This is a genomic window from Pseudomonas sp. GL-R-26 (genome assembly GCF_019947365.1).
In the GTDB taxonomy this organism is placed as follows: Bacteria; Pseudomonadota; Gammaproteobacteria; order Pseudomonadales; family Pseudomonadaceae; genus Aquipseudomonas.
The window spans coordinates 1-23407 of the sequence record NZ_JAGYGI010000032.1; the positions used below are offsets into that span (position 1 = coordinate 1).

Annotated in this window: 25 protein-coding genes and 1 pseudogene; 11 read left to right on the plus strand and 15 right to left on the minus strand. The window is 60.4% G+C overall.

The features are described 5' to 3' along the window. The 4 genes and pseudogenes from KGA96_RS24945 to KGA96_RS24960 form a co-directional block, all read left to right on the plus strand. Positions 1-152 (plus strand): annotated as a pseudogene (locus tag KGA96_RS24945) (ammonium transporter); the annotation flags it as partial. A gap of 105 nt (positions 153-257) precedes the next feature. Beyond that, complete coding sequence (locus tag KGA96_RS24950; RefSeq protein WP_046040611.1) at positions 258-494, plus strand: glutaredoxin family protein; 237 nt, start codon at positions 258-260, stop codon at positions 492-494. 172 nt (positions 495-666) lie between these two features. Continuing rightward, positions 667-984, plus strand: a complete 318-nt coding sequence (locus KGA96_RS24955; protein WP_008020364.1) for a hypothetical protein — start codon at positions 667-669, stop codon at positions 982-984. A gap of 125 nt (positions 985-1109) precedes the next feature. After that, complete coding sequence (locus KGA96_RS24960) at positions 1110-2000, plus strand: pseudouridine synthase (RefSeq protein WP_046040608.1); 891 nt, start codon at positions 1110-1112, stop codon at positions 1998-2000. An 84-nt stretch (positions 2001-2084) separates the two neighbouring features. Here KGA96_RS24960 and KGA96_RS24965 read toward each other — a convergent pair whose 3' ends face one another. Continuing rightward, positions 2085-2306, minus strand: coding sequence for a YgdI/YgdR family lipoprotein (locus KGA96_RS24965; RefSeq protein ID WP_223466160.1), 222 nt, complete (start codon positions 2304-2306; stop codon positions 2085-2087). 77 nt (positions 2307-2383) lie between these two features. Beyond that, positions 2384-2986 carry a molybdenum cofactor guanylyltransferase MobA gene (gene mobA, locus KGA96_RS24970; protein WP_046040606.1) on the minus strand — a complete coding sequence of 201 codons (603 nt, stop codon included), beginning with the start codon at positions 2984-2986 and terminating at the stop codon, positions 2384-2386. An 81-nt stretch (positions 2987-3067) separates the two neighbouring features. Here mobA and moaB point away from each other — a divergent pair, with 81 nt between their 5' ends. Together moaB and glp are read left to right on the plus strand one after the other, a co-directional pair. Continuing rightward, positions 3068-3607, plus strand: a complete 540-nt coding sequence (gene moaB, locus KGA96_RS24975) for a molybdenum cofactor biosynthesis protein B (RefSeq protein ID WP_046040604.1) — start codon at positions 3068-3070, stop codon at positions 3605-3607. Next, the gene (glp, locus tag KGA96_RS24980; RefSeq protein ID WP_046040602.1) at positions 3591-4817 is read left to right on the plus strand and encodes a gephyrin-like molybdotransferase Glp; all 1227 of its coding nucleotides are present in this window, start codon (positions 3591-3593) and stop codon (positions 4815-4817) included. Before moaB ends, glp begins: the two co-directional genes overlap by 17 nt. Positions 4818-4881: 64 nt before the next feature. Here the strand turns inward: glp and KGA96_RS24985 are convergent, their stop codons facing one another. The 4 genes from KGA96_RS24985 to KGA96_RS25005 all read right to left on the minus strand — a co-directional run bounded on the left by KGA96_RS24985 (position 4882) and on the right by KGA96_RS25005 (position 7987). Next, a complete protein-coding gene (locus KGA96_RS24985; protein ID WP_223466159.1) occupies positions 4882-5196 on the minus strand; it encodes a hypothetical protein in 315 nt (104 codons plus the stop codon). A 294-nt stretch (positions 5197-5490) separates the two neighbouring features. Beyond that, complete coding sequence (locus KGA96_RS24995; RefSeq protein ID WP_223515270.1) at positions 5491-6150, minus strand: response regulator transcription factor; 660 nt, start codon at positions 6148-6150, stop codon at positions 5491-5493. After that, positions 6147-7040, minus strand: coding sequence for a sensor histidine kinase (locus KGA96_RS25000; protein ID WP_046040598.1), 894 nt, complete (start codon positions 7038-7040; stop codon positions 6147-6149). Before KGA96_RS25000 ends, KGA96_RS24995 begins: the two co-directional genes overlap by 4 nt. A gap of 476 nt (positions 7041-7516) precedes the next feature. Then, positions 7517-7987: a hypothetical protein gene (locus tag KGA96_RS25005; RefSeq protein WP_046040597.1), complete on the minus strand. Its 471-nt coding sequence runs from the start codon at positions 7985-7987 to the stop codon at positions 7517-7519. Between the two features lie 464 nt (positions 7988-8451). Between KGA96_RS25005 and KGA96_RS25010 the strand changes: the two genes are divergently transcribed. Next, a complete protein-coding gene (locus KGA96_RS25010) occupies positions 8452-9387 on the plus strand; it encodes a chemotaxis protein CheV (protein WP_046040596.1) in 936 nt (311 codons plus the stop codon). Positions 9388-9557: 170 nt separating this feature from the next. Next, a complete protein-coding gene (locus tag KGA96_RS25015; protein WP_223515273.1) occupies positions 9558-10364 on the plus strand; it encodes an MOSC domain-containing protein in 807 nt (268 codons plus the stop codon). Positions 10365-10435: 71 nt separating this feature from the next. On the opposite strand, the gene KGA96_RS25020 is transcribed toward KGA96_RS25015, so the two are convergent. The 8 genes from KGA96_RS25020 to KGA96_RS25055 all read right to left on the minus strand — a co-directional run bounded on the left by KGA96_RS25020 (position 10436) and on the right by KGA96_RS25055 (position 19764). Next, a complete protein-coding gene (locus tag KGA96_RS25020) occupies positions 10436-10720 on the minus strand; it encodes a pyrimidine/purine nucleoside phosphorylase (protein ID WP_007940055.1) in 285 nt (94 codons plus the stop codon). 69 nt (positions 10721-10789) lie between these two features. After that, positions 10790-11332 carry an exonuclease domain-containing protein gene (locus tag KGA96_RS25025; protein ID WP_046040593.1) on the minus strand — a complete coding sequence of 181 codons (543 nt, stop codon included), beginning with the start codon at positions 11330-11332 and terminating at the stop codon, positions 10790-10792. A gap of 70 nt (positions 11333-11402) precedes the next feature. Next, positions 11403-13364, minus strand: coding sequence for an acetyl/propionyl/methylcrotonyl-CoA carboxylase subunit alpha (locus tag KGA96_RS25030; RefSeq protein ID WP_223466158.1), 1962 nt, complete (start codon positions 13362-13364; stop codon positions 11403-11405). A gap of 119 nt (positions 13365-13483) precedes the next feature. After that, positions 13484-14281, minus strand: a complete 798-nt coding sequence (locus KGA96_RS25035) for an enoyl-CoA hydratase/isomerase family protein (protein ID WP_223515275.1) — start codon at positions 14279-14281, stop codon at positions 13484-13486. Continuing rightward, entirely contained in the window at positions 14278-15435 is a 1158-nt protein-coding gene (atuD, locus tag KGA96_RS25040) for a citronellyl-CoA dehydrogenase (protein WP_046040590.1), read from the minus strand. Before atuD ends, KGA96_RS25035 begins: the two co-directional genes overlap by 4 nt. Before the next feature lie 24 nt (positions 15436-15459). Further along, a complete protein-coding gene (atuC, locus tag KGA96_RS25045) occupies positions 15460-17076 on the minus strand; it encodes a geranyl-CoA carboxylase subunit beta (RefSeq protein WP_046040588.1) in 1617 nt (538 codons plus the stop codon). A gap of 3 nt (positions 17077-17079) precedes the next feature. Beyond that, a complete protein-coding gene (locus tag KGA96_RS25050) occupies positions 17080-17949 on the minus strand; it encodes an SDR family oxidoreductase (RefSeq protein ID WP_046040587.1) in 870 nt (289 codons plus the stop codon). 12 nt (positions 17950-17961) lie between these two features. After that, on the minus strand, positions 17962-19764 hold the full coding sequence (locus tag KGA96_RS25055) for an acyclic terpene utilization AtuA family protein (RefSeq protein WP_223515278.1): 1803 nt from the start codon (positions 19762-19764) through the stop codon (positions 17962-17964). A 178-nt stretch (positions 19765-19942) separates the two neighbouring features. On the opposite strand from KGA96_RS25055, the gene KGA96_RS25060 reads away from it, so the two are divergent. The 3 genes from KGA96_RS25060 to KGA96_RS25070 all read left to right on the plus strand — a co-directional run bounded on the left by KGA96_RS25060 (position 19943) and on the right by KGA96_RS25070 (position 22570). Beyond that, positions 19943-20569 carry a TetR/AcrR family transcriptional regulator gene (locus tag KGA96_RS25060; protein WP_046040584.1) on the plus strand — a complete coding sequence of 209 codons (627 nt, stop codon included), beginning with the start codon at positions 19943-19945 and terminating at the stop codon, positions 20567-20569. Between the two features lie 93 nt (positions 20570-20662). Next, positions 20663-21481: a substrate-binding periplasmic protein gene (locus KGA96_RS25065; protein WP_046040583.1), complete on the plus strand. Its 819-nt coding sequence runs from the start codon at positions 20663-20665 to the stop codon at positions 21479-21481. Between the two features lie 75 nt (positions 21482-21556). Then, positions 21557-22570, plus strand: coding sequence for a GNAT family N-acetyltransferase (locus tag KGA96_RS25070; protein WP_223466152.1), 1014 nt, complete (start codon positions 21557-21559; stop codon positions 22568-22570). Positions 22571-22703: 133 nt separating this feature from the next. Here KGA96_RS25070 and KGA96_RS25075 read toward each other — a convergent pair whose 3' ends face one another. Next, positions 22704-23252 carry an RNA polymerase factor sigma-70 gene (locus KGA96_RS25075; RefSeq protein WP_046040580.1) on the minus strand — a complete coding sequence of 183 codons (549 nt, stop codon included), beginning with the start codon at positions 23250-23252 and terminating at the stop codon, positions 22704-22706. Between the last annotated feature and the right edge of the window lie 155 nt (positions 23253-23407).

A 23407-nucleotide genomic window follows, 5' to 3' on the forward strand; every position in this document is an offset into this window, starting at 1 on the left:
GCACGGCACTGGGCATCACGGTTGCGCTGGCCGGCGGGTTTGCGGTGTATGGCGTGATCAAGGCGCTGCATGGATTGCGCCTGAGTCAGGAAGAGGAGTATTACGGCGCGGACCTGTCGATCCACAAGATCGGCGCCGTGAGCCAGGACTGACTCGGGTCTCTTTATCGTCGGTGGCATCAGGGCAGGGGCCTCAATGGCTCGACGGTTTTTCGGGGCAGGCCTAGAATGGTCACTTCATTTTCTGGTTGAGCGCTCATGCTTCCCGAATGTCAGCTGTTCGGCACCCTTGGATGCCATCTCTGTGAAGTAGCCGAAGCCATGTTGATGGAATTCGTCGAGCGCGGTCTGCTGGTGGAACTGGTGGACATCGCCGACGATGAAATATGGTTCGCAGCCTACAGCCTGCGTATTCCGGTGTTGCGGCGAGTCGATACCGGTGCTGAACTGGGCTGGCCGTTCAGTGCCGATCAGGTGGTGGCGTTCCTGCATTAAGCGGTTCTTGCGCTGGTGGCGTGTTCCGTCTGTCGAACTTTGCGATTGATCCCCTTGGCTTATTCGGTGTTGATCGGATACTGTATGCGTATACAGTTATTCGTGGTGCCTGCCTTGCCGTTCCTGATTTTCGGGAGTGAGCTGGCAAGCCCGGGCGTCAGAGGGATGAATCGTGGTCAATGTCGAACAGTTGAAGAACAGCGTGAACCGGATGTCCGCGGACGTCGTGCGCGAGGCTGTCCTTGAGTTGCGTCTGGATGGTCTGGTGACCGAGGGGAAAACGCCCTTCAACAAAACGCATTTCAATACCTGTTTCGCAGAAATCGAAGCCTTGTTTCAGCGCGCGGGTTATCACCGGCAACTCGATGTCGTGGGTTATCAGGGGTTGTTGTACGCCCTGTATGACCCCGCTCGCTGGGAGGCGGTCGATGTACTGCGTTGGCTCAAGGAGTACACCGAAGCGGCGGCGCGCACACAGATCCCGGCTTGAGGAATCTCCTCCAGGGGGCGTTCTCAATTAGTTTTCACGCCGGGAAAACTAATTGAGAACGCCCCCTAGGTTCATTCCCCTTGCTGTTGGATAATGCCGCTCTGCACTGAGGCTAGAGCTTTCGTATGTCCACTTCTTCTTTTTCCGCGGCACACAGTCAGGCCAGTACGCTCTACTTGCCACCTGGCCCGTGGCAGACCGTTGTCGATTGCCTGTGCGAGCATTTCAGCGCCATCGGTCGTGAACAATGGCTGGACAGAATTGCCCGTGGCCGGGTCCTCGATGGACAGGGCATGCCGATTGCCCTCGATCTGGCGTACAGGGAAGGTTTGCGGATTCATTATTTTCGCGAAGTTCCGGATGAAAAACCGATCCCGGTGATCGAGTCGATTCTGTACGCGGACGAGCATCTTGTGGTGGCCGACAAGCCACATTTCCTGCCTGTGACACCGGCTGGCGAATACGTCGAACAGACGCTGCTCAGGCGCTTGATCCGGCGTCTGGACAATCCGCACCTGGTGCCATTGCATCGCATTGACCGGCACACCGCAGGGCTGGTGCTGTTTTCCGCCAACCCGCAGACTCGTTCGGCTTATCAGTCGTTGTTTCCAACCCGGCAGATCGAAAAACGCTACGAGGCCATCGCCAAGGCGTTGCCCGACCTGGCTTTCCCGTTGGTGCATAAAAGCCGACTGGTCGATGGCGAACCGTTCTTCCGCATGCAGGAAGGTCCGGGGGCCAGCAATACCGAGACGGCGGTCGAAGTCAGGGAAAAGCAGGAGGATCTCTGGCGTTATGGTCTTTACCCAGTGACGGGCAAGAAACATCAGCTACGGGTACATATGGCGGCGTTGGGCGCCGCAATCTGCAACGACCCGTTTTACCCCGAGGTGCTCAAGGATGCGCAGGATGACTATGCAAATCCTTTGAAACTGCTGGCTCAGGGGCTGAAGTTTATCGATCCGGTCACGGGCCAGTCGCGAGAGTTCGAGAGTGAAATCACCCTGCAATGGTGATTGATAAGCGATCCTGGCGCGCTGTTCTCCAGGCATGAAAAAGCCCGCATCAAGCGGGCTTTTCTGTATCCGGTGGCACCAGGATTACAGCTCCTTGACGGTACGAACCTGATCTTTGTTGATGCGGGTCTGCTTGCCATCGAGCTGTTCGAATTCGTAGAAACCGGAATCCTTGTCGAATTGCGGCGTGTCGACGGCCTGGATTTCGCGACCGTCATTCAAGGTGATCACCGTAGGCGATGCACAACCGGCGAGGGTGGCAAGGCCCAGTGCGAGCATGAAAGTGGCGAGGGTCCGTTGATTCATGAGTTGTGTCTCCGAATAAGAATTCTGTGGTTGCTGAACTTGAGACGTGCACCGTCTGCGCAAGTTCCTGATGAATATCAGTCTGACACAGTGCCATGACCGCTTAAAAGTTCCGGCGTGTTGAGGTTGGCCAATCGTGGGTCCTTGTCGGGGCATTGCAGCGCGGTTGCGCCGAGCTTGCGCATCAACCGGCCAGGGCTGCGCTCACCCTCGTTCCAGGCATTTTCAAATGCTGCCCTGTGTTGCACGGGAATCACACACAACAACGGCTCCCAGTGGTCATCGTGCCGCACCATCAGCGGCTTGTCCGGATGCAGATTGGCGGCCTCGCGCATAGTGCCGATCAGCGCCGCATCGATGCCCGGAACGTCACAGGGTATGACCAGCAGATGGCTATGGCGAGCAGCTTTCAGGCCTGCACGAATACCGGCCAGTGGCCCGGGGAAGTCACCTTCATCATCGTGGACCAACTGGTCGGCGTAGGGGGCGTACTTCTCAAGGTTGCGATTGCAGGAGATGATCAGGTCATCGGTCAGCGGGCGGGTCTTGCGATGCAGATGTGCAATCAGGGGTTCGCCGTGCCAGTCCAGCAACCCTTTGTCCCGACCACCCATACGTTGGCCGCGCCCGCCCGCCAGGAGCAGAATGGAGCAGGGTGGCAATTGTGAATTCGTGGTCATGGCAGGCCTCCATGGGGACGGCGAAAAAACGGAGCGCTGTGATATAACACCGGGCTGTTTCTCCTACAACTGGACGAGCCTATGAAAGCCAAGGCTGATGTACCTTTCGCACCGCTGAATATTGCAGTGCTGACTGTCAGCGATACCCGCACACTGGAAACCGACACCTCAGGCCAGGCCTTTGTCGACGGCTTGACCGCTGCCGGTCATTACTTGGCCGCCCGGGTGTTGCTCAAAGATGACCTCTACAAAATTCGCGCGCAAGTCGCCAACTGGATTGCCGACGATGTCGTGCAGGTGGTGCTGATCACCGGCGGTACCGGTTTTACTGGACGTGACAGCACGCCGGAAGCCGTCGGTTGCCTGCTGGACAAACAGGTCGATGGATTTGGTGAGCTGTTCCGCCAGATCTCGGTTGCCGATATCGGCACCTCAACCGTTCAGTCCCGGGCGTTGGCTGGACTGGCCAACGGCACGCTGGTTTGCTGCTTGCCGGGCTCGACCAATGCCGTGCGCACCGCTTGGGACGGCATACTGGCCGAGCAACTGGATTCGCGGCATCGGCCGTGCAATTTCGTGCCTCATTTGAAACAGGCAGCGCCTTGTGAATCCCGTGGGTAAGCCTGGCAAGTCTGGCAGCCTGATGCCTGTCGAGCAGGCGTTGGCGCGCTTGCTGGAAATGGCCGAGGCCTCGAGGATTGTCGAGCGTGAACGCTTGCCGTTGGCGCAGGTACAGGGGCGCGTACTGGCTGAAGACCTGGTGTCGACGCTTGATCTGCCGCCCTGGCCCAACAGCGCCATGGACGGTTATGCCTTGCGTATGGCTGACTGGACGGGAGAGCCGTTGCTGGTCAGTCAGAAGGTGTTTGCCGGCCAGGCCCCCGGTCCGTTGCAGCCAGGCACCTGTGCGCGCATTTTCACCGGGGCGCCTGTTCCCGCCGGTGCCGATTGCGTCGAGATGCAGGAAAACGCCGAGGTTCAGGCCGATGAGCGAGTACGTTTCACTCAAGCCTTGACCCAAGGCCAGAACATCCGCCCACAAGGCCAGGAAACCACCGTCGGCGAGTTGATTTTGCCGGCAGGTACGCAACTGGGGCCGATCGAGCAAGGATTGGCTGCCTCCTTGGGATGCGCTGAGCTCGAGGTGGTTCGCAAGGTGCGCGTGGCGGTGCTGTCTACCGGCGACGAGTTGATTGAGCCGGGGCAGACGCTGGGCCCGGGACAGATCTACAACAGCAACCGCGTGTTGTTGTGTAGCTGGTTGCAGCGTTTGGGGTGTGAGGTCGTTGACGCGGGAATTCTGCCGGACAATCTGGAAACCACTCGCGCCCGATTAGGTGAGTTGAAGGGTGTCGACCTGATCCTCTCGACCGGTGGCGTATCGGTGGGGGAAGCCGATTTTCTGGGCATCGCCTTGCGCGAAGAGGGCGAACTGACGCTGTGGAAACTCGCCATCAAGCCCGGTAAACCGCTGACGTTCGGGCATTTTCGCGGTGTACCTGTAATTGGCTTGCCGGGCAATCCGGCATCGACCCTCGTGACCTTTGCCTTGTTGACCAGGCCCTATCTCCTGCGTCGTCAGGGAGTGCAGGACGTTGAGCCGCTGAAGGTGCAGGTGCCGGCAGGGTTTGACTGGCTCCAGCCCGGCAATCGGCGCGAGTATTTGCGCGGACGGCTGGAAAACGGCAGGGCGACGATCTACAAAAACCAGAGTTCCGGTGTGCTGCGCAGCGCTGCCTGGGCTGATGGACTGGTGGAAGTCCTGGAAGGTCGCACGCTGGTTCAGGGCGATAGCGTTTTCTTCATTCCGTTGAGCGAAGTCCTGAGCTGATAGCTTCAGCGGCTTTGTCACACAAGACCCGGTTGATTGAACCGGGTTTTGTGTTGAAGGCAACTCAGTGTGCCAGAAGCAATGAAATAACCTGCTCGAAACGGCTATTGGCGATCCAGCCAAGGAGGCCGAGGATCACGGCTGTTCCGCAGGCGGAATAGGCAAGTCGGTGCTTGATGGATTTGACGTCATCCCGGGCTTCTTCCATGTCCCTGCGTATGCACTTGAGGTGTGTTTCCAGCTCGGTGACGCGAGGTTCCATATCAACTTCTCCCGTGGCTTTTGTGCTGTTGCGGCATTCAGCTCGATGGCCTGCATTTTTATCATCTGTGAGCGGCAAGACCGAAATGGCCGGTGATGCGAGGTTTTGGCGTTGCATGGCACGTCCTTGTGATGTCTTGCAGCCCAAGGTCTACCAATTCGGATTTGTGGTCAATTGAGCCGATTCCTCACGTTTTGTAAGAAAAATCCTGCCGTGTAGGGATCAAATCCTTCCGACTGGAAACAATTCGTTTTCTTTCGACTTTTAACGGGGGGGGCATCTGGCGTCGACAGCATGTTATTCGTGCGCGCCCGCCCTGGAAGGGGGACAACCTGCGTTTCTCGGTTCGCCCGGCGGCGTTACTCGTGCATCTGCCAGACGATTCGCCGCTGTTACGTGCCGGTGAGGTGCCTAGTCATCGAGGCTGATGATTTGTTCACGCACGGCAAACAGTACCAGGCCGGCCACATCGTAGATCTGCAGACGCTTCATGATCTGCGAACGGTGGGTTTCGACGGTCTTGACGCTCAGCCCCAGGCCATTGGCGATCTCTCGGGTGGATTTTCCGCGAACGATCAACCGCAGGATTTCCAGCTGACGTGCCGTCAGGTTGTGCGAGTCGGCGGGTTCGGGTGGGTGCTTCTGGTTTCGGGTCAACGCCTGGTTGATCACCGTGTGGGCAATGGCCGGGCTCAGATAGCGCTCGTTGTTGCGCAAGGCCTCCAGCGCGTGTTCGAGTTCGGTCGCCGTGGTGTCCTTGAGCAGGTAACCATGGGCTCCGGACTCCAGCGCCTTCATGATCAGGGCCGGGTCGGTATGCATCGAGAGGATCAGGACCTTGCTCTGCGGGCGCACCCGCTTGAGCTGCTGCAAGGCTTCGAGGCCGCCGGTCTGGCGCATCGAAATATCCAGCAGGACAATATCCGGGGACAGATGCCCGACCATCTCGAGCAGCTGCGAGCCGTCACTGGCCTCACCGATGACGGCATAGCCGGGCAGATCCATTACCAGGGCGCGCACGCCAGCCCTGATCAGCGAGTGGTCATCCACCAGTAGTAAATTACAAGTCAATGCATAACCTTATTCGAACTGGCCCGTTCGAGCGCACGGGGCGCCCAGGGAAAAAGAGCTTCGATTTGAGTGCCTTTGCCCGGCTCGCTGGTAACGGTCAGTGTGCCGCCCAGTTGATCGATCCGTTCCGACATCCCGGCCATACCGCGCTGCCCTTCACGACCAGGGTCTGTTGCGGGGGCGAAGCCCTGACCATCGTCGCTGATCTGCAACTTCAGGCCTTGGGGCAGACGCTGCAGGCACACTAGCAGGTTCTTGGCCTGGGCATGGCGCAGGATGTTGGTGACCGCTTCCTGGGTGATACGGAAAGCTGCCACGGCCATTTCCTCCGGTATGCCGGTCAGGCGCTGCTGGCATTCCAGGCTCCAGTGCACCGGGGTGTTGGCCAAAGTCTTGAGCAGGTGCGCCCGCAGACTGGCTTCCAGCCCAAGGCTGGCCAACTGCCGGGGATTGAGAATGGCGGATACGTCACGAACTTTGGCCAGGGTTTCTTCCAGCGTGTCGCAGAGGACCGTGCATTGTTCCTGGAGCTCTTCGGGCATCCGGCGTTTGAGCCAGTCACTTTGCAGTTTGGCGGCGGTCAGCAATTGACCGATGTCGTCATGCAGTTCGCGGCTCAGCCGGTGACGCTCGTTTTCCTGGACCTGCAACAGCCGGTCGGCCAGTTCCTGAGGCTGGAATTTGATCGATTTGCGCGAGAGGCAGTACTGCACGGCAACACTGGTCAGCGCCGCAACATTGAGCACCAGCAATGACAGGGGCAACGGGATGGACAAGCCATGGACCAGCAAGCTGCCGAGGGTCGAGCAGACGCATAGCAACAGCGTGAATACGCGTGCATTTGCTCGGGAAGGTGGCCACGTGGCGATTGACTTGAGGCTGGCGTGCATAGCGGATGGAGCCAATGGATGTTCGCTGCGGGCTGACCGGTCATGCTGGCTGACAGGCCCCTGTTTTTTTAATGTGGAGCGCCGACGCGTTCAGGTCCGAACTGCAGCGAGCTGTATCCGGCTGCAATCACACTGCCATTAATTGGCGTCAACTAACAGGCGGCATGTTAGCACTTAAGATACCGTTGGTCGCGTCCGTATGTATGTCCGAAAAGTCAGGAGTCCAGTCGTCTGGACGATGATTCCATAATGGAACAAGTTGGTTGTTGCCGCTGCAAAATGCCGGTTGCCCCGGGTTTTGTTGTTGATACCAGGCAATACCCTGGTCAAGGCAGGCGCGCAATTGTCGATGGGCAACAGTGGTTGCTTAAAGATGTCGCTTACAGCTATGAAATATTCATTTGCGACATGTGCGCACTCAAGTTACAGCGCGGTATTGATAACCAAAAACACGCCATACGGCATGTTTGGCAAGTTCAGGCCTGTCGTTCCGAATAGGCTACGAGGGTGAAGGGCCTGGAGTTGACCGGTGGTTGAAACCGGCTTTGCCCGACCTGAAAGGCAAAAGCTTCAATCAGGGTGGCCTGTTCGCTGTCGTCGAGACTGAGCTGTCCGGTGGTCTGGTCGATGAGTTCGAGTTGCCAGGCAATCAGGGTCAGGCAGTCTTTCAAGGCATTCAGCGCGTCGTCGTGCAGGCTCATGGTGTTCTGTGCGTGGTTCAGCAGGCCATGAATATGCAGAGAGAATTCAGACACGGCCGCCAATGCCAGGGCATCGGCCTTGTTGGCCAGCTTGAGCAGTGTGCTGAGCAGACAGTCGATAGCGTCCTTGTCATTGCAGATCAACTGCAGATGGCTCAGGCATTCCTCGGTTTTAGCCAGGAGTGTTTCAGCCTCGACAAGAAACTCCGGGAGCCGCTGGGCCCACTCTTTACGGTCGTTCGGCATACTTATCTCCACAACGTCATGTCAAATGAGGGGATATCGTGTGTGTCGACGAGGGCGGTCGGAACCCCGGCATTGCCGAGTCGTCGGGTGAACGAACTGTGGCTGGCCCGGAAACAGGCTGGGGAACACGAGAGGGTGGTTGGCCACTGACTTGCGATCGCACACAAAAGCCTGACTCCGTTCATGCAATGAGAATGGCGTCACATTAATGGCTATTGGATATTGCGAATATCAGGTTGCACCTGATTGTTGATAGGGGAATCCCTTACGCAGGGGAACCTTTCGCGCAAACAAGGGTCGCGCTGGCGCAGAAGTGCAGCAGATGTAATCACAGCGCCAGTAAAGCATGATGTTAATATGACATCAATGGCCGGGCGTGGCATTTTAGAGAGGGTCAAGCTTCGGCAAAAACAGCCGATAACCTTCCTGAAGTGAATTCATCCGAACAAGACCTGGAGTCATTGATGGCCGGCATTCTCGACACGGTAGACCAACGCACGCAACTGGTGGGTGAGAATCGCCTGGAAATTCTCATGTTCCGGCTCGCCGGACGGCAATTGTTCGCAATCAACGTCTTTAAAGTACAGGAAGTCCTGCAGCTGCCGAAGTTGACGCTGATGCCGCAGCGCCATCCTTTTGTGTGCGGCGTGGTCAACCTGCGTGGCCAGACCCTTCCGGTGATCGACCTGTCCCAGGCCATTGGTATGCGCCCGTTGGTGCCGGGGCCTGGCAGCACGATTATCGTCACCGAATACAACCGTTCCGTTCAGGCCTTCCTGGTCGGTGGCGTGGACCGGATCGTCAACATGAACTGGGAAGCCATCCTGCCGCCCCCGAGCAGCGCCGGCCGCCAGCACTACCTGACGGCCATCAGCAAGGTCGATGACCAGCTGGTTGAAATCATCGACGTCGAAAAGGTCCTGGCCGAAATCGTCCCGTACAACGCCAAGGTCTCCCGCGCCAAGCTCGAGGATCCGGTGCTGGAACGTGCCCGTGGCCGTGAGGTGCTGCTGGTGGATGACTCCAACGTGGCCCTGGCGCAATTGCGCGATACCCTGGGACAGCTGGGCGTGAAGATGCACATCGCCAGCGACGGGTTGAAGGCCTTGAACATGCTCAAGGCCTGGGCTGATACCGGCGTGAACATGACCGAAAAACTGCTGATGGTCTTCACCGATGCGGAAATGCCGGAAATGGATGGCTATCGCCTGACCACCGAGATTCGCAACGACCCGCGCCTGCGCGGCTTGTACGTGGTGCTGCACACCTCGCTGTCCGGCAGCTTCAACGACTCGATGGTGAAAAAGGTCGGTTGCGACAATTTTCTCTCCAAATTCCAGCCGGACAAGCTGGTCGACGTGGTGCGCCAGCGCCTGATGCTTGACGAAGTGCCGGCCTAAGCGGGTCCGCACAACTGTGGGAGCGGGCTTGCTCGCGAAGGCGTCGGCACATCCAGGACTGATGTGACTGATACACCATCGCGAGCAAGCTCGCTCCTACAGGTCTTTGCTCTTTGATTCGCTGATCAAGCTCGTATAGGGTGGCGTTTTTACCTACCAGGGAGCTGGCCATGTTGCGTCTGAGTGCGCTGTATCGTTATCCGTTGAAGTCCGCCAAGGGCGAGACCTTGCAGGTGATCGGTCTCGATAAACTCGGGCTGGACGGCGATCGCCGCTGGATGCTGGTGGACGAGGCCAGCGGGCGCTTCCTGACACAGCGTGCGGTGGCGCAGATGAGCCAGTTGTCGGCGCTGTGGAATGCCGAGGGTGGCTTGACCCTCAGCGCGCCCGGCCATTCGCCGATCGACATAGCCTTGCCCGGTAACGGTGCAGAACTGCGTGGCGTGACGATCTGGCGCGATACCTTGCGAGTCCCCGATGCAGGCGATGAAGCTGGGGCCTGGGTCAGCCAGTTCATTGGCAAACCGACTCGCCTGGTGCAGGTGCCGCTGGATCGTGCGCGGATGACGGAGGCCGGTTACGGCAAGGATGACGACCAGGTGGCGTTCGCCGATGGTTATCCGCTGTTGCTGATAGGCCAGGCCTCTCTCGAGGACTTGTCGCAACGGGTCGGGCGTCCGTTGGAGATGCTGCGTTTCCGGCCGAACCTGGTGATCGAAGGCAGTGCAGCGTTCGCCGAGGACGGCTGGAAGCGTATCCGTATCGGCGAGGTCGAGTTCCGCGTGGTCAAGTCCTGTTCACGCTGCATCCTGACCACCATCGACCCGCAAACCGGGGAGCGCAGCGAAGACCGCGAACCCTTGGCCACCTTGCAGAAATACCGTTCCCAGGCGGACGGCGCAATGTTCGGTCAGAACCTGGTCAACGAGGGCAACGGTCGACTCGAAGTCGGCATGCCGGTGGAGATCCTCGAGTAATTTTGCGCAGAATAAAAAATGCCCGTGTCGAAAAACACGGGCATTTTTTATTGCAGTGAAGCCCGGCAGGTTTAGCCGCGGTATTCGCACAGGTAAGCGGTGTCGACGGCGACTTTCAGCTGGAACTTGCTGTTGGCCGGCACGTTGAACTGGCTGCCGGCGGCGAAGGTTTCCCAGTCGCTGCTGTCCGGCAGTTTGACGGTCAGTGCGCCGCTGACCACGTGCATGATTTCACGCTGGCTGGTGCCGAATTCGTACTCGCCCGGAGCCATGACGCCGATGGTCGCTGGACCTTCTGCGGTGCCAAAGGCGATCGACTTGACGGTGCCGTCGAAGTACTCGTTGACTTTAAACATGGGCGATTCCTCGAAAAGGGCTAAAAAGGGCCGGCCAGTATGCACAAGGCCCCGGGAGTCGTCACCTGTCTAAAGCGGAAGAACCAGCGGCAGCAGGCGTGCGGTATTGCGCGCATCTTCCAGCGCCCGGTGTTGCTGGCCGGTGAACTGCAGGCCGGCCAGTTGCAGGGCGCCGTTGAGCCCCAGCGGGCGTTCCAGGCGCCGGGCCTTGGCAAAGCGCTGTTTGAGGTTCATGTGCGGCACGTTGGCCAGCACGCTGGCGAGTCCCAGCTGCTGCCAATCCTGAAGCAGTTGTTTGCGATCGTAATCGCCCCAGCTGACCCAGCCTTCAAGTCGCGTTTGGTGTTGGCCGAGCCAGCGTTCAAATGCCGGCCAGACTTCGCCCAGCGGTTGCGCGGCGTCGATGTTGGCTTGGGTGATGTGCGTCAACTCCCGGCAAAACGGCGTCAGCAACGGCCGCCGCAAAGGCCGGACGAAGCGCTGGAACTGGTCCAGTTCGCGACCCTTGCGGTCCACCAGGGTGGCGCCGATTTCTATGATTTCCATATCCGTTACGGGCCAACCCCCTTCATCGGTGGTGGCCTCCAGATCAATGACCAGCCAATGAGGCATTGCAGGGTTCCTGGTATCCGCGTCCTGTAGGGTTTGAGCGTAGCCAAACCCGGCGGTTCCGCCTAGCGGCTTATTCGACCTCCAATAGAATCTGCCGGTTTTTCACCTGATCCCCGACTTTGACTTGCAGGCGTTTCAGAACACCGTCGATGCCCGACTTCAATGGATGCTCCATTTTCATCGCCTCCAGTACCACCAGCAGTTGGCCCTTGGTCACCTTGCTGCCTTCGTTGACCAGGACGTCGACAATCGCCCCGTCCATCGGTGCCTTGAGGGTGCCGGAGCTGACACTGGCCTGGCCGGTAACCTGCGCCTGAGTGCGATCCACGAACTGCAGGCTGCCCGGCCGGGTAAACAGCCAGAGACGCCCGGCCTCCAGACGGTAGGCGTGGCGTTGGCGAACGCCTTCGATTTCGAGGGTGGCCCAGCGTCCGTCGCTATGGATGATCTTCAGTTCGAGGCTGCGCTCGGCGACCTGAATGCGCAACGGCTCGCCCGGGATCGCCTGCAATGCTACCGGCCAGTCCTGATCCTCAAGGCCGATGCGATAGTGCAACGGCACGCTGGCGTTGTTGCGCCAACCGCCAAGCGGGGCCGGGTGAGCCTGCGCCGCGGCCTGATAGAACAGGGCGGCGGCGATGGCCAAGTGCTGCGCGCTTGGGGTTTCGGGATGCAGGCAGGGGTGGTCGGCGAAGTGCTGCGGGATGAAACTGGTGCTGAAATCACCGCAGGCGAACTGCGGGTGCTCCAGCAGGCTGGCAAGCAGGCGTTGATTGCTTTGCAGGCCCAGCAGCACGCTGTCTTGTACCGCCCGCAGCAGTTTGCGCCGGGCTTCCTCGCGGGTTGCACCGTGGGCGATGAGCTTGCCAAGCATCGGGTCGTAGAAGGGGCTGATGAATTGGCCTTCGATCAGGCCGTGGTCGATCCGCACGCCGTCCTGCAATGCCGGCTCCCAGGCCACGACGCGCCCGGTTTGCGGCAGGAAGCCCTGGGCCGGGTCTTCGGCATACAGGCGTACTTCCATGGCGTGGCCTGTGAGTTGCACCTGTTCCTGGCGCAAGGGCAGTGGTTGCCCTTCGGCGATGTTCAACTGCCAGGCCACCAGGTCCAGCCCGGTGATCAGTTCGGTCACCGGGTGCTCCACTTGCAGTCGGGTGTTCATCTCCAGGAAATAGAACTGCCCGCGCGCATCCAGCAAAAACTCCACAGTGCCCGCACCGACGTACTTCACAGCTCGCCCGGCCTTGAGCGCCGCTTCGCCCATGGCCTGACGCAACTCAGTGGTCATCACCGGGCAGGGCGCTTCCTCGATGACTTTCTGATGCCGGCGCTGCACCGAGCAATCACGTTCGCCGAGGTAAATCAGGTTGCCATGCCGGTCACCGAACAACTGGATCTCGACGTGGCGGGGTTCGATGAGTGCTTGTTCAAGAATCAGTTCGCCGCTGCCAAAGCCGTTCAGGGCTTCGGAGCGCGCGGTGCGAACCTGTTCCAGCAAGTCGCTGGCGTCGTGCACCAGGCGCATGCCGCGTCCACCGCCGCCAGCGCTGGCCTTGATCATCAACGGATAGCCAATGCGCTCGGCTTCGCAGCTCAGGGTGGCGTCGTCCTGCCCGGCGCCCTGATAACCGTTGATGCACGGCACTCCGGCTTCGATCATGGCGATCTTCGACAGGCGCTTGCTGCCCATCAGTTCGATGGCCTCGGGGCTGGGGCCGATGAAGGTGATACCGGCATCCCGGCAAGCAAGGGCAAACCCGGCGTTTTCCGAGAGGAAGCCGTAGCCCGGATGGATCGCATCCGCGCCCGTGCGCCGGGCCGCGTCGAGGATGGCCGGGATGTTCAGGTAAGACTGTTGCACCGGGGCCGGGCCGATGTTGACCGCCTCGTCGGCCATCTGCACGTGCAGTGCATCGGCGTCGGCGTCGCTGAACACGGCGACCGTGCGATAGCCCAGCGCCTGGGCCGTGCGCTGGATGCGGCAGGCGATTTCACCGCGGTTGGCGATGAGGATTTTTTTGAGTCCGGGCATGGGTAGGCTCTCTGATTTTTAGCGGTGTCTGGTCGGGCCTCATCGCGAGCAAGCTCGCTCCCACAGGGTTTATGAACGACATAAATCCATGGTGGGAGCGAGCTTGCTCGCGATGCTTTTCAGGAGGCCCACCCCGGTTTGCGCTTCTGTACGAAGGCCATCGTTCCCTCGATGCCTTCGGCTCCGGTCACCGCTTCGCTGAACCATTCAGCCGCTTGATCAAGCTGGGCATCCGAGGGCTGCCAAGCACTGGCCAGCAGGAGTTTCTTGGTCACCGCATTCGCCCCCGGCGCACAACACAACACATGGGCCAACACCTCATCGAGACGTTCGGCCAGGGCCTGCGGATCATGCTCGACAAAATGCACCAGCCCCATGCGCCGCGCCTGGTGACCATCAAAACGCGCCGCCGTCAGGGCGAGGCGCCGGGCCTGGGTCAAGCCGATGCGTTGCACCACGAACGGCGCGATCTGCGCCGGCAACAGGCCGAGGCTGGTTTCCGGCAGGCCGAATTGCGCCTGGTGATCGGCCAGGGCGATATCGCTGACGCAGGCCAGGCCTAGACCGCCGCCGAGTACCGCACCCTGCAGCACCGTGATCACCACTTGCGGTGCGTGTTGCACCTCTTGCAGCAGCGCGCCGAACACCCGGTTCAGGTCCCGGTGCGCAGTCGAGCCTTGAGTGCGGGCGTTGGCCATGTCCTTGATGTCGCCGCCGGCACAGAAGTGCCCGCCGACGCCGCCGATCACCAGGGCGCGAACCCCAGGTTTATCGCGTACCGCAGCCAGCACCGAGCGCAACTCGGCGACCATCTGCAAGCTCATCGCATTGCGGCATTCCGGGCGGTTGAGGGTGATGTGCAACACGCCGTTGTGCAGCTCCAGCAGCAAGGTCTGGCAAACCGGCAGGTTGTTCATTTCTTTTTCCCCGGCAGAATGCCCATGAGTTTGCAGATGATCCCCAGCATGATTTCGTCGGCGCCGCCGCCAATCGAAACCAGCCGCACATCACGGTAAGCCCGGGCCACCGGATTGTCCCACATGAAGCCCATGCCGCCCCAATACTGCAGGCAGCTGTCGCTGACTTCGCGGCCCAGCCGCCCGGCCTTGAGCTTGGCCATGGAGGCCAAGCGCGTGACGTCCTGGCCTTTGATGTATTGCTCGGTGGCCTGATAGACCAGCGCCCGCAGGCATTCGATTTCGGTCTGCAGTTCAGCCAGGCGGAAGTGGATCACCTGATTGTCGATCAGCGCGTTGCCGAAGGTCTTGCGCTCCTTGCAGTATTCGATAGTGCTGTCGACGCAATACTCCAGGCCCTTGATCATGTTGGCCGCGCCGAACAGGCGTTCCTCCTGGAACTGCAGCATCTGCATCATGAACCCCGCGCCTTCATGACCGATGCGGTTGCGCTGCGGTACGCGCACATTGTCGAAAAACACCTGGGCGGTTTCCGAACTGCGCATGCCGAGCTTGTCCAGGTGCGAACTCAAGCTGATGCCCGGCGTGTTCATCGGCACCATGATCAGCGACTTATTGATGTGCGGTTTGTCGTCCGAGGTGTTGGCCAGCAGGCAGATGAAGTCGGCGCTCGGTGAGTTGGTGATCCACATCTTGCTGCCGTTGATCACGTAATCGTCGCCGTCCTTGCGCGCCGTGGTTTTCAGCCCGGCCACGTCGGAACCGGCACCGACTTCGGAGACGCCGATGCAGCCGACCTGCTCACCGCTGATGGCCGGGCGCAGGAATTCCTCGCGCAGCTCATCAGAGCCGAACCGTGCAAGCGCCGGGGTGCACATGTCGGTCTGCACGCCGATGGACATCGGAATGCCGCCGCAACGGATAGTGCCGAACTCTTCGGCGGCGACGATCGAATAGCTGTAGTCGAGCCCCATGCCACCGAATTTTTCCGGTTTGGAAATGCCCAGCAAACCGAGGTCGCCGGCCTTGCGGAAGATTTCGTGGATGGGGAAGCGCCCGGCCTTTTCCCATTCATCGACGTGGGGGTTGATCTCGTGCTCGACGAACTGGCGTACGGTGCGGCGCAGTGCTTCGTGTTCCTGGGTGAAGATCATTTTTATTGTTCTCCTTGAGCCGGCCTAGAGCCGGGCTACGCCAAAGCTGTTGGCTTGCAATGGCCGCACCTGGGCCTCGTGACAGATATCCAGCAAGTAACCCAGCAAGGTCCGGGTATCGCGCGGGTCGATCAAACCGTCATCCCACAAATTGGCGCTGCCGTAGAGCGCCGTGGACTGGCTGTCGAGTTTCTGCGCGGTGACCTGCTCGAGCATGTCGAGCATTTTCGGGTCGGGCACCAGGCCGTCCTTGGCCTGCTTGGCCTCGGTGACGATGCGCAGCACCTTGCCCGCTTGCGCGCCGCCCATCACGGCGGTGCGGCTGTTGGGCCAGGCGAAGATAAAACGCGGGTCCAGGCCGCGTCCGCACATCGCATAGTTGCCCGCGCCGTAGGAGCCACCGACGACGATGGTCAGCTTCGGCACCCGGGCGTTGGCCACCGCTTGAATCATCTTCGCGCCGTGCTTGATCACGCCTTGCTGTTCCGATTCGGTGCCGACCATGAACCCGGTGGTGTTGTGGAAAAACAGCAGCGGCGTCTGGCTCTGGTCGCACAGCTGGATGAACTGGGCGGCCTTGCTCGCACCTTTTGGCGTGATCGGGCCGTTGTTGCCGATGAAGCCACAGGCGCGGCCCTGGATTTTCAGATGACCGCACACAGTCTGCTGATCGAACTCGCCCTTGAATTCAAGAAAGTTCGAAGCGTCGGCCAGACGGGCAATGATTTCGCGCACGTCGTAGGGCTTTTTCGGATCATCAGGGATCAAGCCCAGCAGTTCGTCGATGGGGTAGAGCGGTTCCTCCCAGCGACGTTCGGGTAGTGGAGGCAACTGCTCGTTCCACGGCAGCAGGCTGACAATCTCGCGTACCTGACGCACACCGTCGGCGTCGTTTTCAGCCAGGTATTCGGCGGTGCCGGCGGTTTGTGCGTGCATCTCGGCGCCGCCCAGTTCTTCATCGGTGGCGACTTCGCCGGTGGCGGCCTTGAGCAGTGGGGGACCTGCGAGAAACAACTTGGCCTTGCCGCGCACCACCACCACGTAATCCGACAATCCCGGCTGATAGGCACCACCCGCCGTTGCCGAGCCGTGCACCACGGTGATCTGCGGCAAGCCCATGGCCGACATTCGCGCCTGATTGGCAAAGCTGCGCGCGCCTTCGACGAAAATTTCCGCCGCGTAATTGAGGTTGGCGCCGCCGCTTTCGGCGAGGGTGATCACCGGCAATTTGTTTTCCATGGCGATCTGTTGCAGGCGCAGGGATTTCTTCAACCCACTGGGGGAGATTGTCCCGCCCCTGATCGCGCTGTTGTTGGCGACTACCAGCACACGCACGCCAGACACATAGCCGATGCCGGCAATCAAGCCGCCACCGGCGGAGCTGCCATCCTTGTCGTCGTGCAGCTTGTAGCCGGCCAGGCTGGCCAGTTCGAGAAACGGCGCGCCGGGGTCCAGCAGCAGATTGAGACGTTCGCGGGGCAGCAACTGGCCGCGTTTTTCGAACTTCGGCCTGGCTTCGGCCGCCTTGTTCAGCAGGTTCTGTTCGAGCACGCGAACTTGCTCGATGGCGCTCAGCATCGCCGCACGGTTCTGGGCGAACGGCTGGCTGTGGGGATCGAGTTGCGACTGAATCACCGGCATGGGTTATTCCTTGTCCTTCAACACGTCTGGTATGTAGGCGCGGTGGAAACCGTTGTACGACTCGCTGTTGGTCGCCTTGTGGATCGGCCAGGCGCGGCCGCCGAGGCTGGCGGCGCCGTCGATGCGCAAGGTGCTGCCGCTGACGAACGCCGCTGCCGGGCTGAGCAGGAAAACAATCGCCGCGCTGACTTCCGATTCGGTGCCGATGCGCTTGAGCGGCACGTGTTCGCGCAGGGTCGGGATCACGGCCTTGAAGGCGCCTTCGTAGGTGTCCATGCCGCTGGAGGCAACCCACCCCGGCGCCACGGCGTTGACCCGCACCCCGGCATGACCCCATTCGTACGCGGCGGTCTTGGTCAGGTTGTCCATGCCCGAACGTGCCGCGCCGGAGTGGCCCATACCGGGCATGCCGCCCCACATGTCGGCGAGCATGTTGACGATGGCCCCGCCGTGCTTGCTCATGGATTGGTTGAACACTTCCCGGGCCATCAGGAAGCCGCCCACCAGATTGGTGCGCATCACAGTTTCGAAACCCTTCTGATTGATCGAGGCCAGGGGCGACGGGTACTGCCCACCAGCGTTGTTGACCAGGCCGTGAATGGGGCCATGCTTGCGGATCAATTCGCTGACCAGGTGCTGCACCAGTTCTTCCTCGCGGATGTCGCAAACTGCCCAATCAGCCTTGCCGCCGTCCTCGGCGATCTCCGCCGCAACGGTTTTCAGCTTGTCGGCCTTGCGCCCGACCAGCAGTACATGGGCGCCGAGGGCCGCCAGTTCGTGGGCGGTACAGCGGCCGATGCCACTGCCGCCACCGGTGACGATGATGTTTTGGCCGGCAAACAAATCGGCTTTGAAAATCGAATCGTAGGCCATGGCGGCAATCCTCTAGTTGAATTGGTCGGCGATGCGCTGCGGCACCGGGATCTGGATTTCCAGCAGTTGCTGGGCGAAGGCCTTGCCTTGCGGATCGATGCGCAGGCTGGCGACACCGCCGCCGCCGAGGGCGTTTTCCAGCAGGAAATTCAGGCTGTGGCTGGCGGGCAAGTACCAGCGTTCGACCCGCCCGTGGATTGGATCGAGGACGTGGCCCATCCAGTCGACGATCACTTCCGGGGTCAAGGCTTCTGCAATCCATGGCAGGAAATCGGGTGCGCGGGCCATGACGCCGATGTTGCTGTGGTTGCCCTTGTCGCCCGAGCGGGCGACCGCCAGTTTGACCAGGGCCACGCTGGCGTCGGCCAGGCCAAGCGGTTTCGGTGGCGCGAGCAGGGCTGGCAGGTCCAGCGGGTCGAGCACATCGAGGGCGGGCAGGGCACACGGGTGGCGCTGGCCCATGCAATCAATGTCCAGCGTGCAGGCGGTTTTGTCGATCAGGAACGAGAACAGTCGGATCAGCGGATACACCGTCGGCCGGCCACCGACAATGCCGGTCAGCCCCGGCGCCATGCCGGTGGCGGCCTGGGCGATTTCCCGGGAGAACACGATCAATGCCTGTTTGTCCGGATGGCGCACCGCGAGTTTGATCACCACTTCGCGGCTGTCCTGACGCTGGCCGTGGGGACCGTAGGTGGCCTCGCTGCCCAGCAACTCGATACTCACATCGCTGTACGGCGCCCAGCCGCACTGGCGGAACATTTCCGAGGTCTTGTTGATGATCGCATCACCGACTCGCCGCGCCTTGTCGACGGCATCGATGCCGGCGATCAGGCAACTGGCGGTGCAGCGAAAACCATCAGGGTACGTGGCGCTGACTTTGTATTGAGCGGTCGGCGGCAGGCCTTTGGCACCGTGCACCTGCACCGCGTTCTTGCCCTGTTGCAGCAGTTTGACCTGAGTGAAATCGCACACCACGTCGGGCAACAGATACGCGCGGGGGTCACCGATTTCGTACAGCATCTGTTCGCCCACCGTCAGCGGCGTGACCAGCCCACCGGTGCCTTCGGGTTTGCTGACGATGAACTGGCTGTCGGCGCTGACTTCGACGATGGGAAAACCGATGTGTTCGTAGTCGGGTACGTCGCGCCAGTCGGTGAAGTTGCCGCCGGTGCACTGGGCGCCGCATTCGATGATGTGTCCGGCCAATGCCGCCTGGGCGAGCTTGTCGTAGTCGTGCCACGACCAGCCGAATTCATGTACCAGCGCAGCGCTGACCACCGCACTGTCGACCACGCGCCCGGTGATCACGATGTCCGCCCCCAGGCGCAGGGCTTCGACAATGCCGGGTGCGCCGAGGTAGGCGTTGGTCGAGACGCACATCGATGGCAGGGGCGCGCCAGTGAACATTTCACGAATGCCCAGGTTGCCCAGTTGTTTGAATTGCGGTTGCAGATCGTCACCCAGCAGCACGGCGATCTTCAGCGCCACCCCGGCCTTGTCGCAGGCCGCTTGCAGGACGGCGGCACAGGCTTGGGGATTGACCCCGCCGGCATTGCTGATGACCCGGATGTTCTGCTGTGCGAGCTGCGGCAGCAAGGGCGCCAGCACTTCGATGAAGTCACCCGCATAGCCGGCCTTGGGGTCTTTCATCCGTGCGCCAGCCATGATCGACAGGGTGATTTCAGCCAGGTAATCGAAGACCAGATAGTCCAGTTGCCCGTGTTCGACCAGTTGCGCGGCAGCGGTCGAGGTATCGCCCCAGAAGGCGCTGGCACATCCGATGCGAATTGTTTTAGGCGCAGTCCATTCCATAGCCACCTCCAACCGAAGTGCGTCGACATTACCAAGCAAGCGCTTGGTTTGTAAATGACTTGATTATCTTCTGCCCAAGCGCTTGCTTGGCTGCATCCATGCGCTTAAATTGCCCGCGCAACCCCGCTGTTTTCGGGGGGATCGGCGTTATTGATTGAACGACTGTAGGAGAGAACGGGTGGACGAGCAAAAAGCCCTGAGGGTGATGCGCCAATTGGTCGACGACGGCCAATTGACCGACCCGGACAGCGCCCGCGGCAAGCTGCTGCAAGTGGCGGCCCACCTGTTCCGCAACAAAGGCTATGAGCGCACGACTGTGCGCGACCTGGCCGGCGCCGTGGGTATTCAGTCCGGGAGTATTTTCCATCACTTCAAGAGCAAGGACGAAATCCTGCGGGCGGTGATGGAGGAGACCATCCGCTACAACACCGCGTTGATGCGTGCGGCCATCGCCGAGGCTAGCAGTGTGCGCGAGCAGGTGCTGGCGCTGATCCGCTGTGAGTTGCAGTCGATCATGGGCGGTAGCGGCGAGGCCATGGCCGTGCTGGTCTACGAATGGCGCTCGCTGTCCGAGGAGGGTCAGGCCAAGGTCCTGGCGCTGCGGGACATCTACGAAGACATCTGGCTGCAGGTGCTGGGTGAAGCCAAGACCGCCGGGTTTATCCGTGGTGATGTGTTCATCACCCGCCGCTTCCTGACCGGTGCATTGTCCTGGACCACCACCTGGTTTCGTGCCGGCGGCAGCATGAGCCTCGATCAGTTGGCCGATGAGGCGTTGATTCTGGTGCTCGAAGACCGGCAATAAGCTTGTATTGGCCAGCATTAAACTGGCTAACTTGCCGAAACCGCCTAGCTTGAATGCATTGGTACCGTTTTATTGGGGAGTGGGGGCGTTTTGATGGGTTCGCCAATTCGGTCAGCCTCGCGGCTTTTGCTGGCGATGCTTGCGGCGTCGACGATGATGCCGTCCCAGGCAGCGCAACTGGTGCGCATAGGTGCCGCGCACTTTCCGCCCTACACCGTGCGCCCGGAATCCGGGGCCGATACCGGGTTGCTGCCGCAACTGGTCGAGGCCCTGAACGCATCGCAAACTGACTACCAGTTTGTCCTGGTGCCCACTTCCATTCCCCGGCGCTTCGGTGATTTCAAGCAGGGCCGGGTCGACATGGCCATCTTCGAGAATCCCGCCTGGGGTTGGGAAGAGATCCCCCACACGGCCGTCGACATGGGGTTGGAGGACGCCGAAATTTTTGTCGCGCAACGCCTGCCCGATCGACAGCAAAGCTATTTTGCCGACCTGAGCGGCAAGCGCTTGGCACTGTTCAGCGGCTATCACTACGAGTTCGCCAACTTCAATGCCGACCCCCAGTACCTTGCGAAAAACTACAACGCCACGTTGACCTATTCCCATGACAGTAATCTGCTGATGGTATTGCGCGGCCGGGCCGACATCGCCCTGGTCACGCGTTCGTACCTGAGCGACTACTTCCTGCGCAATGAAAAAGTCGCCAGCGAGTTGCTGGCGTCCCAACGCGTCGACCAGGTCTATCACCACTACGCCATTCTGCGTCCGGCCGCGCCCATCACTGGCGAAGCCTTCGGCAAGCTGTTGCAAGGCTTGCGGGACAACGGCCAGATGCTGAGGATTTTCGATCCGTACAAGATTGCGCTGGTGCCGATCCCGCACAAAGCACCGGAACCACAAGTCGCCAATTGATGGTCTCTGGCTAAATTTCCCGCCCTGGCTCACGTCACTTCGTTGAACTGTCGACGACTATCGTGAGCCCGACCCATGCCCAATCTGAATGACCTGACTGCCCTGTGTCTGCCGACAGGCAGTCGTCTTGCCGCTGATGAAACCGATTGCCGCCTGAGCCTCAGCCTGGAAGGGCAGCCGTTGCCGGCCCTGTGGCTCAGTCGTGGCCCAGAGTTGCACGTGCAATTGGAGGAGCGCTTCAGTCGCCCTGAAGGGGCGGCATTGTGGGCGGCCTGTTACTGGTTGTTCGCTCGCGACCCCGACTGCCAGCGTCTGACCTGGCAACTGCAAGACGTGCCGGACGAAGCCGTGTCCAGCGGTCTGCTGATTCCGGCTCCCGTCAGTGGCCAGTATCTCTGCGAGCGCACCGTGTTCTGGCAGTTGCCGCAGCCGTGGCTGGGGCATTCCCTGACCGGTAGCTACCCGCAGCAAATGCTCATCACCGACGGCAAGCGTCATCCACGGCGGCCGGTCAAGCCCCGGGGTGAAGTGTATCGACGTTTCGATGCGCGTTTGGGCGCCCGGGTTTCTCTTCGCACGTTGGACATCGAGCAAGACCTGGCACATTTCAACCGCTGGCAGAACAGCCCGCGCGTCGCGAGTTTCTGGCAGGAGGAGGGCAGCCTCGAACAGCATCGCCAATACCTGAGCAAACTCGACGCCGACCCGCACACGCTGACGCTGATCGGTTGTTTTGACGACCAGCCGTTCGCTTATTTTGAAGCCTACTGGGCCAGGGAAGATCGCATCGCACCGTTCTACGAGGTCGGGAATTACGACCGTGGCATTCACATGCTGGTGGGCGAAGAAAACCATCGCGGTCCGCACAAGGTGGAGAGCTGGTTATCGGCGCTGGTGCATTACCTGTTTCTCGATGATCCGCGCACCCAGCGCGTGGTTGCCGAGCCGCGTGCCGATAACGCGAAGATGATCAGGTACATGCAGGAGCAGCGCTTTCACTGCGAGAAAGAGTTCGACTTCCCGCACAAGCGCGCGGCCTTGATGGTGTTGGGGCGGGAGCGGTTTTTTGATCGGTGCAGACTGGCCTGATGCTTGAGATTCAAGATTCGTTGTGGTCTTGAGTCAGTCTTCGCGAGCAGGCTCGCTCCTACATTTGCCCTGTGTTCGCAGGACCCTGTGGGAGCGAGCTTGCTCGCGAAGGGCGCGCCGCAGATCTCGGATCTTATTGGCGGGCAGCCATATCCCCACGCTTGCCCGACACCTTGCGGCAATGCACCAGCGCATCACGGATCATGAAGTTCACCAGGGTCGGCGAGACGCCGAGTTCCTTGGCGATGTCCTTTTGCGGTACGCCGTGCAGGCGATACATCTCGAAGGCGTAGCGGGTGCGGCTCGGCAACTCGGTCAAAGCATCGGCAATGTGCTCCAGCGTCGAGAAATTGATGTGCGACGTTTCCGGTGACGCACCCTGGATCACCACATTCAGCCCTTCCTCTTCAGGGCCGGAATACTTCTGCTCCAGCGCCTGCTTGCGGTAGTGGTCGATCGCCAGGTTGCGCACGATCTGGAACAGGTAGCTGAGCTGAGCCTTGATCGAACTGGTGATGGGCGGGGCCGATTGCAACCGGAAGAATGCATCCTGCACAACATCTTCGGCACGTGAGCGGCAACCGGTAATTCGGGCTGCGATCTTCACCAGAATCAGTCGATTGTCGACGAATGCCTGAAGTAGCGGTGTATCGCACCTGCTTGTGGATACTGGTTCCATCATGGAAATCACCCTGCTGCCAAAAGGTTAGTGGGACGGCGAAAAACCGGGGGGCCGTCCTACACATCGAGCGACAAATTAGGCTTAATGATAATGATTGTCAAATGAGAAAAAGAACTAGTGCGCTCTAAAGGTGCGGAGTGAGAACTGCGACACGC

Bases quoted from the DNA above. Each gene is read 5' to 3' on its own strand.
- atuC (WP_046040588.1), bottom strand. From the start codon at position 17,076: ATGCCGGTGATTCAGTCGCAACTCGATCCCCACAGCCAGCCGTTCGCC.
- KGA96_RS25050 (WP_046040587.1), bottom strand. From the start codon at position 17,949: ATGGCCTACGATTCGATTTTCAAAGCCGATTTGTTTGCCGGCCAAAAC.
- KGA96_RS25070 (WP_223466152.1), top strand. From the start codon at position 21,557: ATGCCCAATCTGAATGACCTGACTGCCCTGTGTCTGCCGACAGGCAGT.
- KGA96_RS25005 (WP_046040597.1), bottom strand. From the start codon at position 7,987: ATGCCGAACGACCGTAAAGAGTGGGCCCAGCGGCTCCCGGAGTTTCTT.
- mobA (WP_046040606.1), bottom strand. From the start codon at position 2,986: ATGACCACGAATTCACAATTGCCACCCTGCTCCATTCTGCTCCTGGCG.
- KGA96_RS25000 (WP_046040598.1), bottom strand. From the start codon at position 7,040: ATGCACGCCAGCCTCAAGTCAATCGCCACGTGGCCACCTTCCCGAGCA.
- moaB (WP_046040604.1), top strand. From the start codon at position 3,068: ATGAAAGCCAAGGCTGATGTACCTTTCGCACCGCTGAATATTGCAGTG.
- KGA96_RS25020 (WP_007940055.1), bottom strand. From the start codon at position 10,720: ATGTTTAAAGTCAACGAGTACTTCGACGGCACCGTCAAGTCGATCGCC.
- KGA96_RS25010 (WP_046040596.1), top strand. From the start codon at position 8,452: ATGGCCGGCATTCTCGACACGGTAGACCAACGCACGCAACTGGTGGGT.
- KGA96_RS24965 (WP_223466160.1), bottom strand. From the start codon at position 2,306: ATGAATCAACGGACCCTCGCCACTTTCATGCTCGCACTGGGCCTTGCC.
- atuD (WP_046040590.1), bottom strand. From the start codon at position 15,435: ATGATCTTCACCCAGGAACACGAAGCACTGCGCCGCACCGTACGCCAG.
- KGA96_RS25065 (WP_046040583.1), top strand. From the start codon at position 20,663: ATGGGTTCGCCAATTCGGTCAGCCTCGCGGCTTTTGCTGGCGATGCTT.
- KGA96_RS25055 (WP_223515278.1), bottom strand. From the start codon at position 19,764: ATGGAATGGACTGCGCCTAAAACAATTCGCATCGGATGTGCCAGCGCC.
- KGA96_RS25025 (WP_046040593.1), bottom strand. From the start codon at position 11,332: ATGCCTCATTGGCTGGTCATTGATCTGGAGGCCACCACCGATGAAGGG.
- KGA96_RS25015 (WP_223515273.1), top strand. From the start codon at position 9,558: ATGTTGCGTCTGAGTGCGCTGTATCGTTATCCGTTGAAGTCCGCCAAG.
- KGA96_RS25035 (WP_223515275.1), bottom strand. From the start codon at position 14,281: ATGAACAACCTGCCGGTTTGCCAGACCTTGCTGCTGGAGCTGCACAAC.
- KGA96_RS24960 (WP_046040608.1), top strand. From the start codon at position 1,110: ATGTCCACTTCTTCTTTTTCCGCGGCACACAGTCAGGCCAGTACGCTC.
- KGA96_RS24950 (WP_046040611.1), top strand. From the start codon at position 258: ATGCTTCCCGAATGTCAGCTGTTCGGCACCCTTGGATGCCATCTCTGT.
- KGA96_RS25075 (WP_046040580.1), bottom strand. From the start codon at position 23,252: ATGATGGAACCAGTATCCACAAGCAGGTGCGATACACCGCTACTTCAG.
- KGA96_RS24985 (WP_223466159.1), bottom strand. From the start codon at position 5,196: ATGCAACGCCAAAACCTCGCATCACCGGCCATTTCGGTCTTGCCGCTC.
- KGA96_RS25030 (WP_223466158.1), bottom strand. From the start codon at position 13,364: ATGCCCGGACTCAAAAAAATCCTCATCGCCAACCGCGGTGAAATCGCC.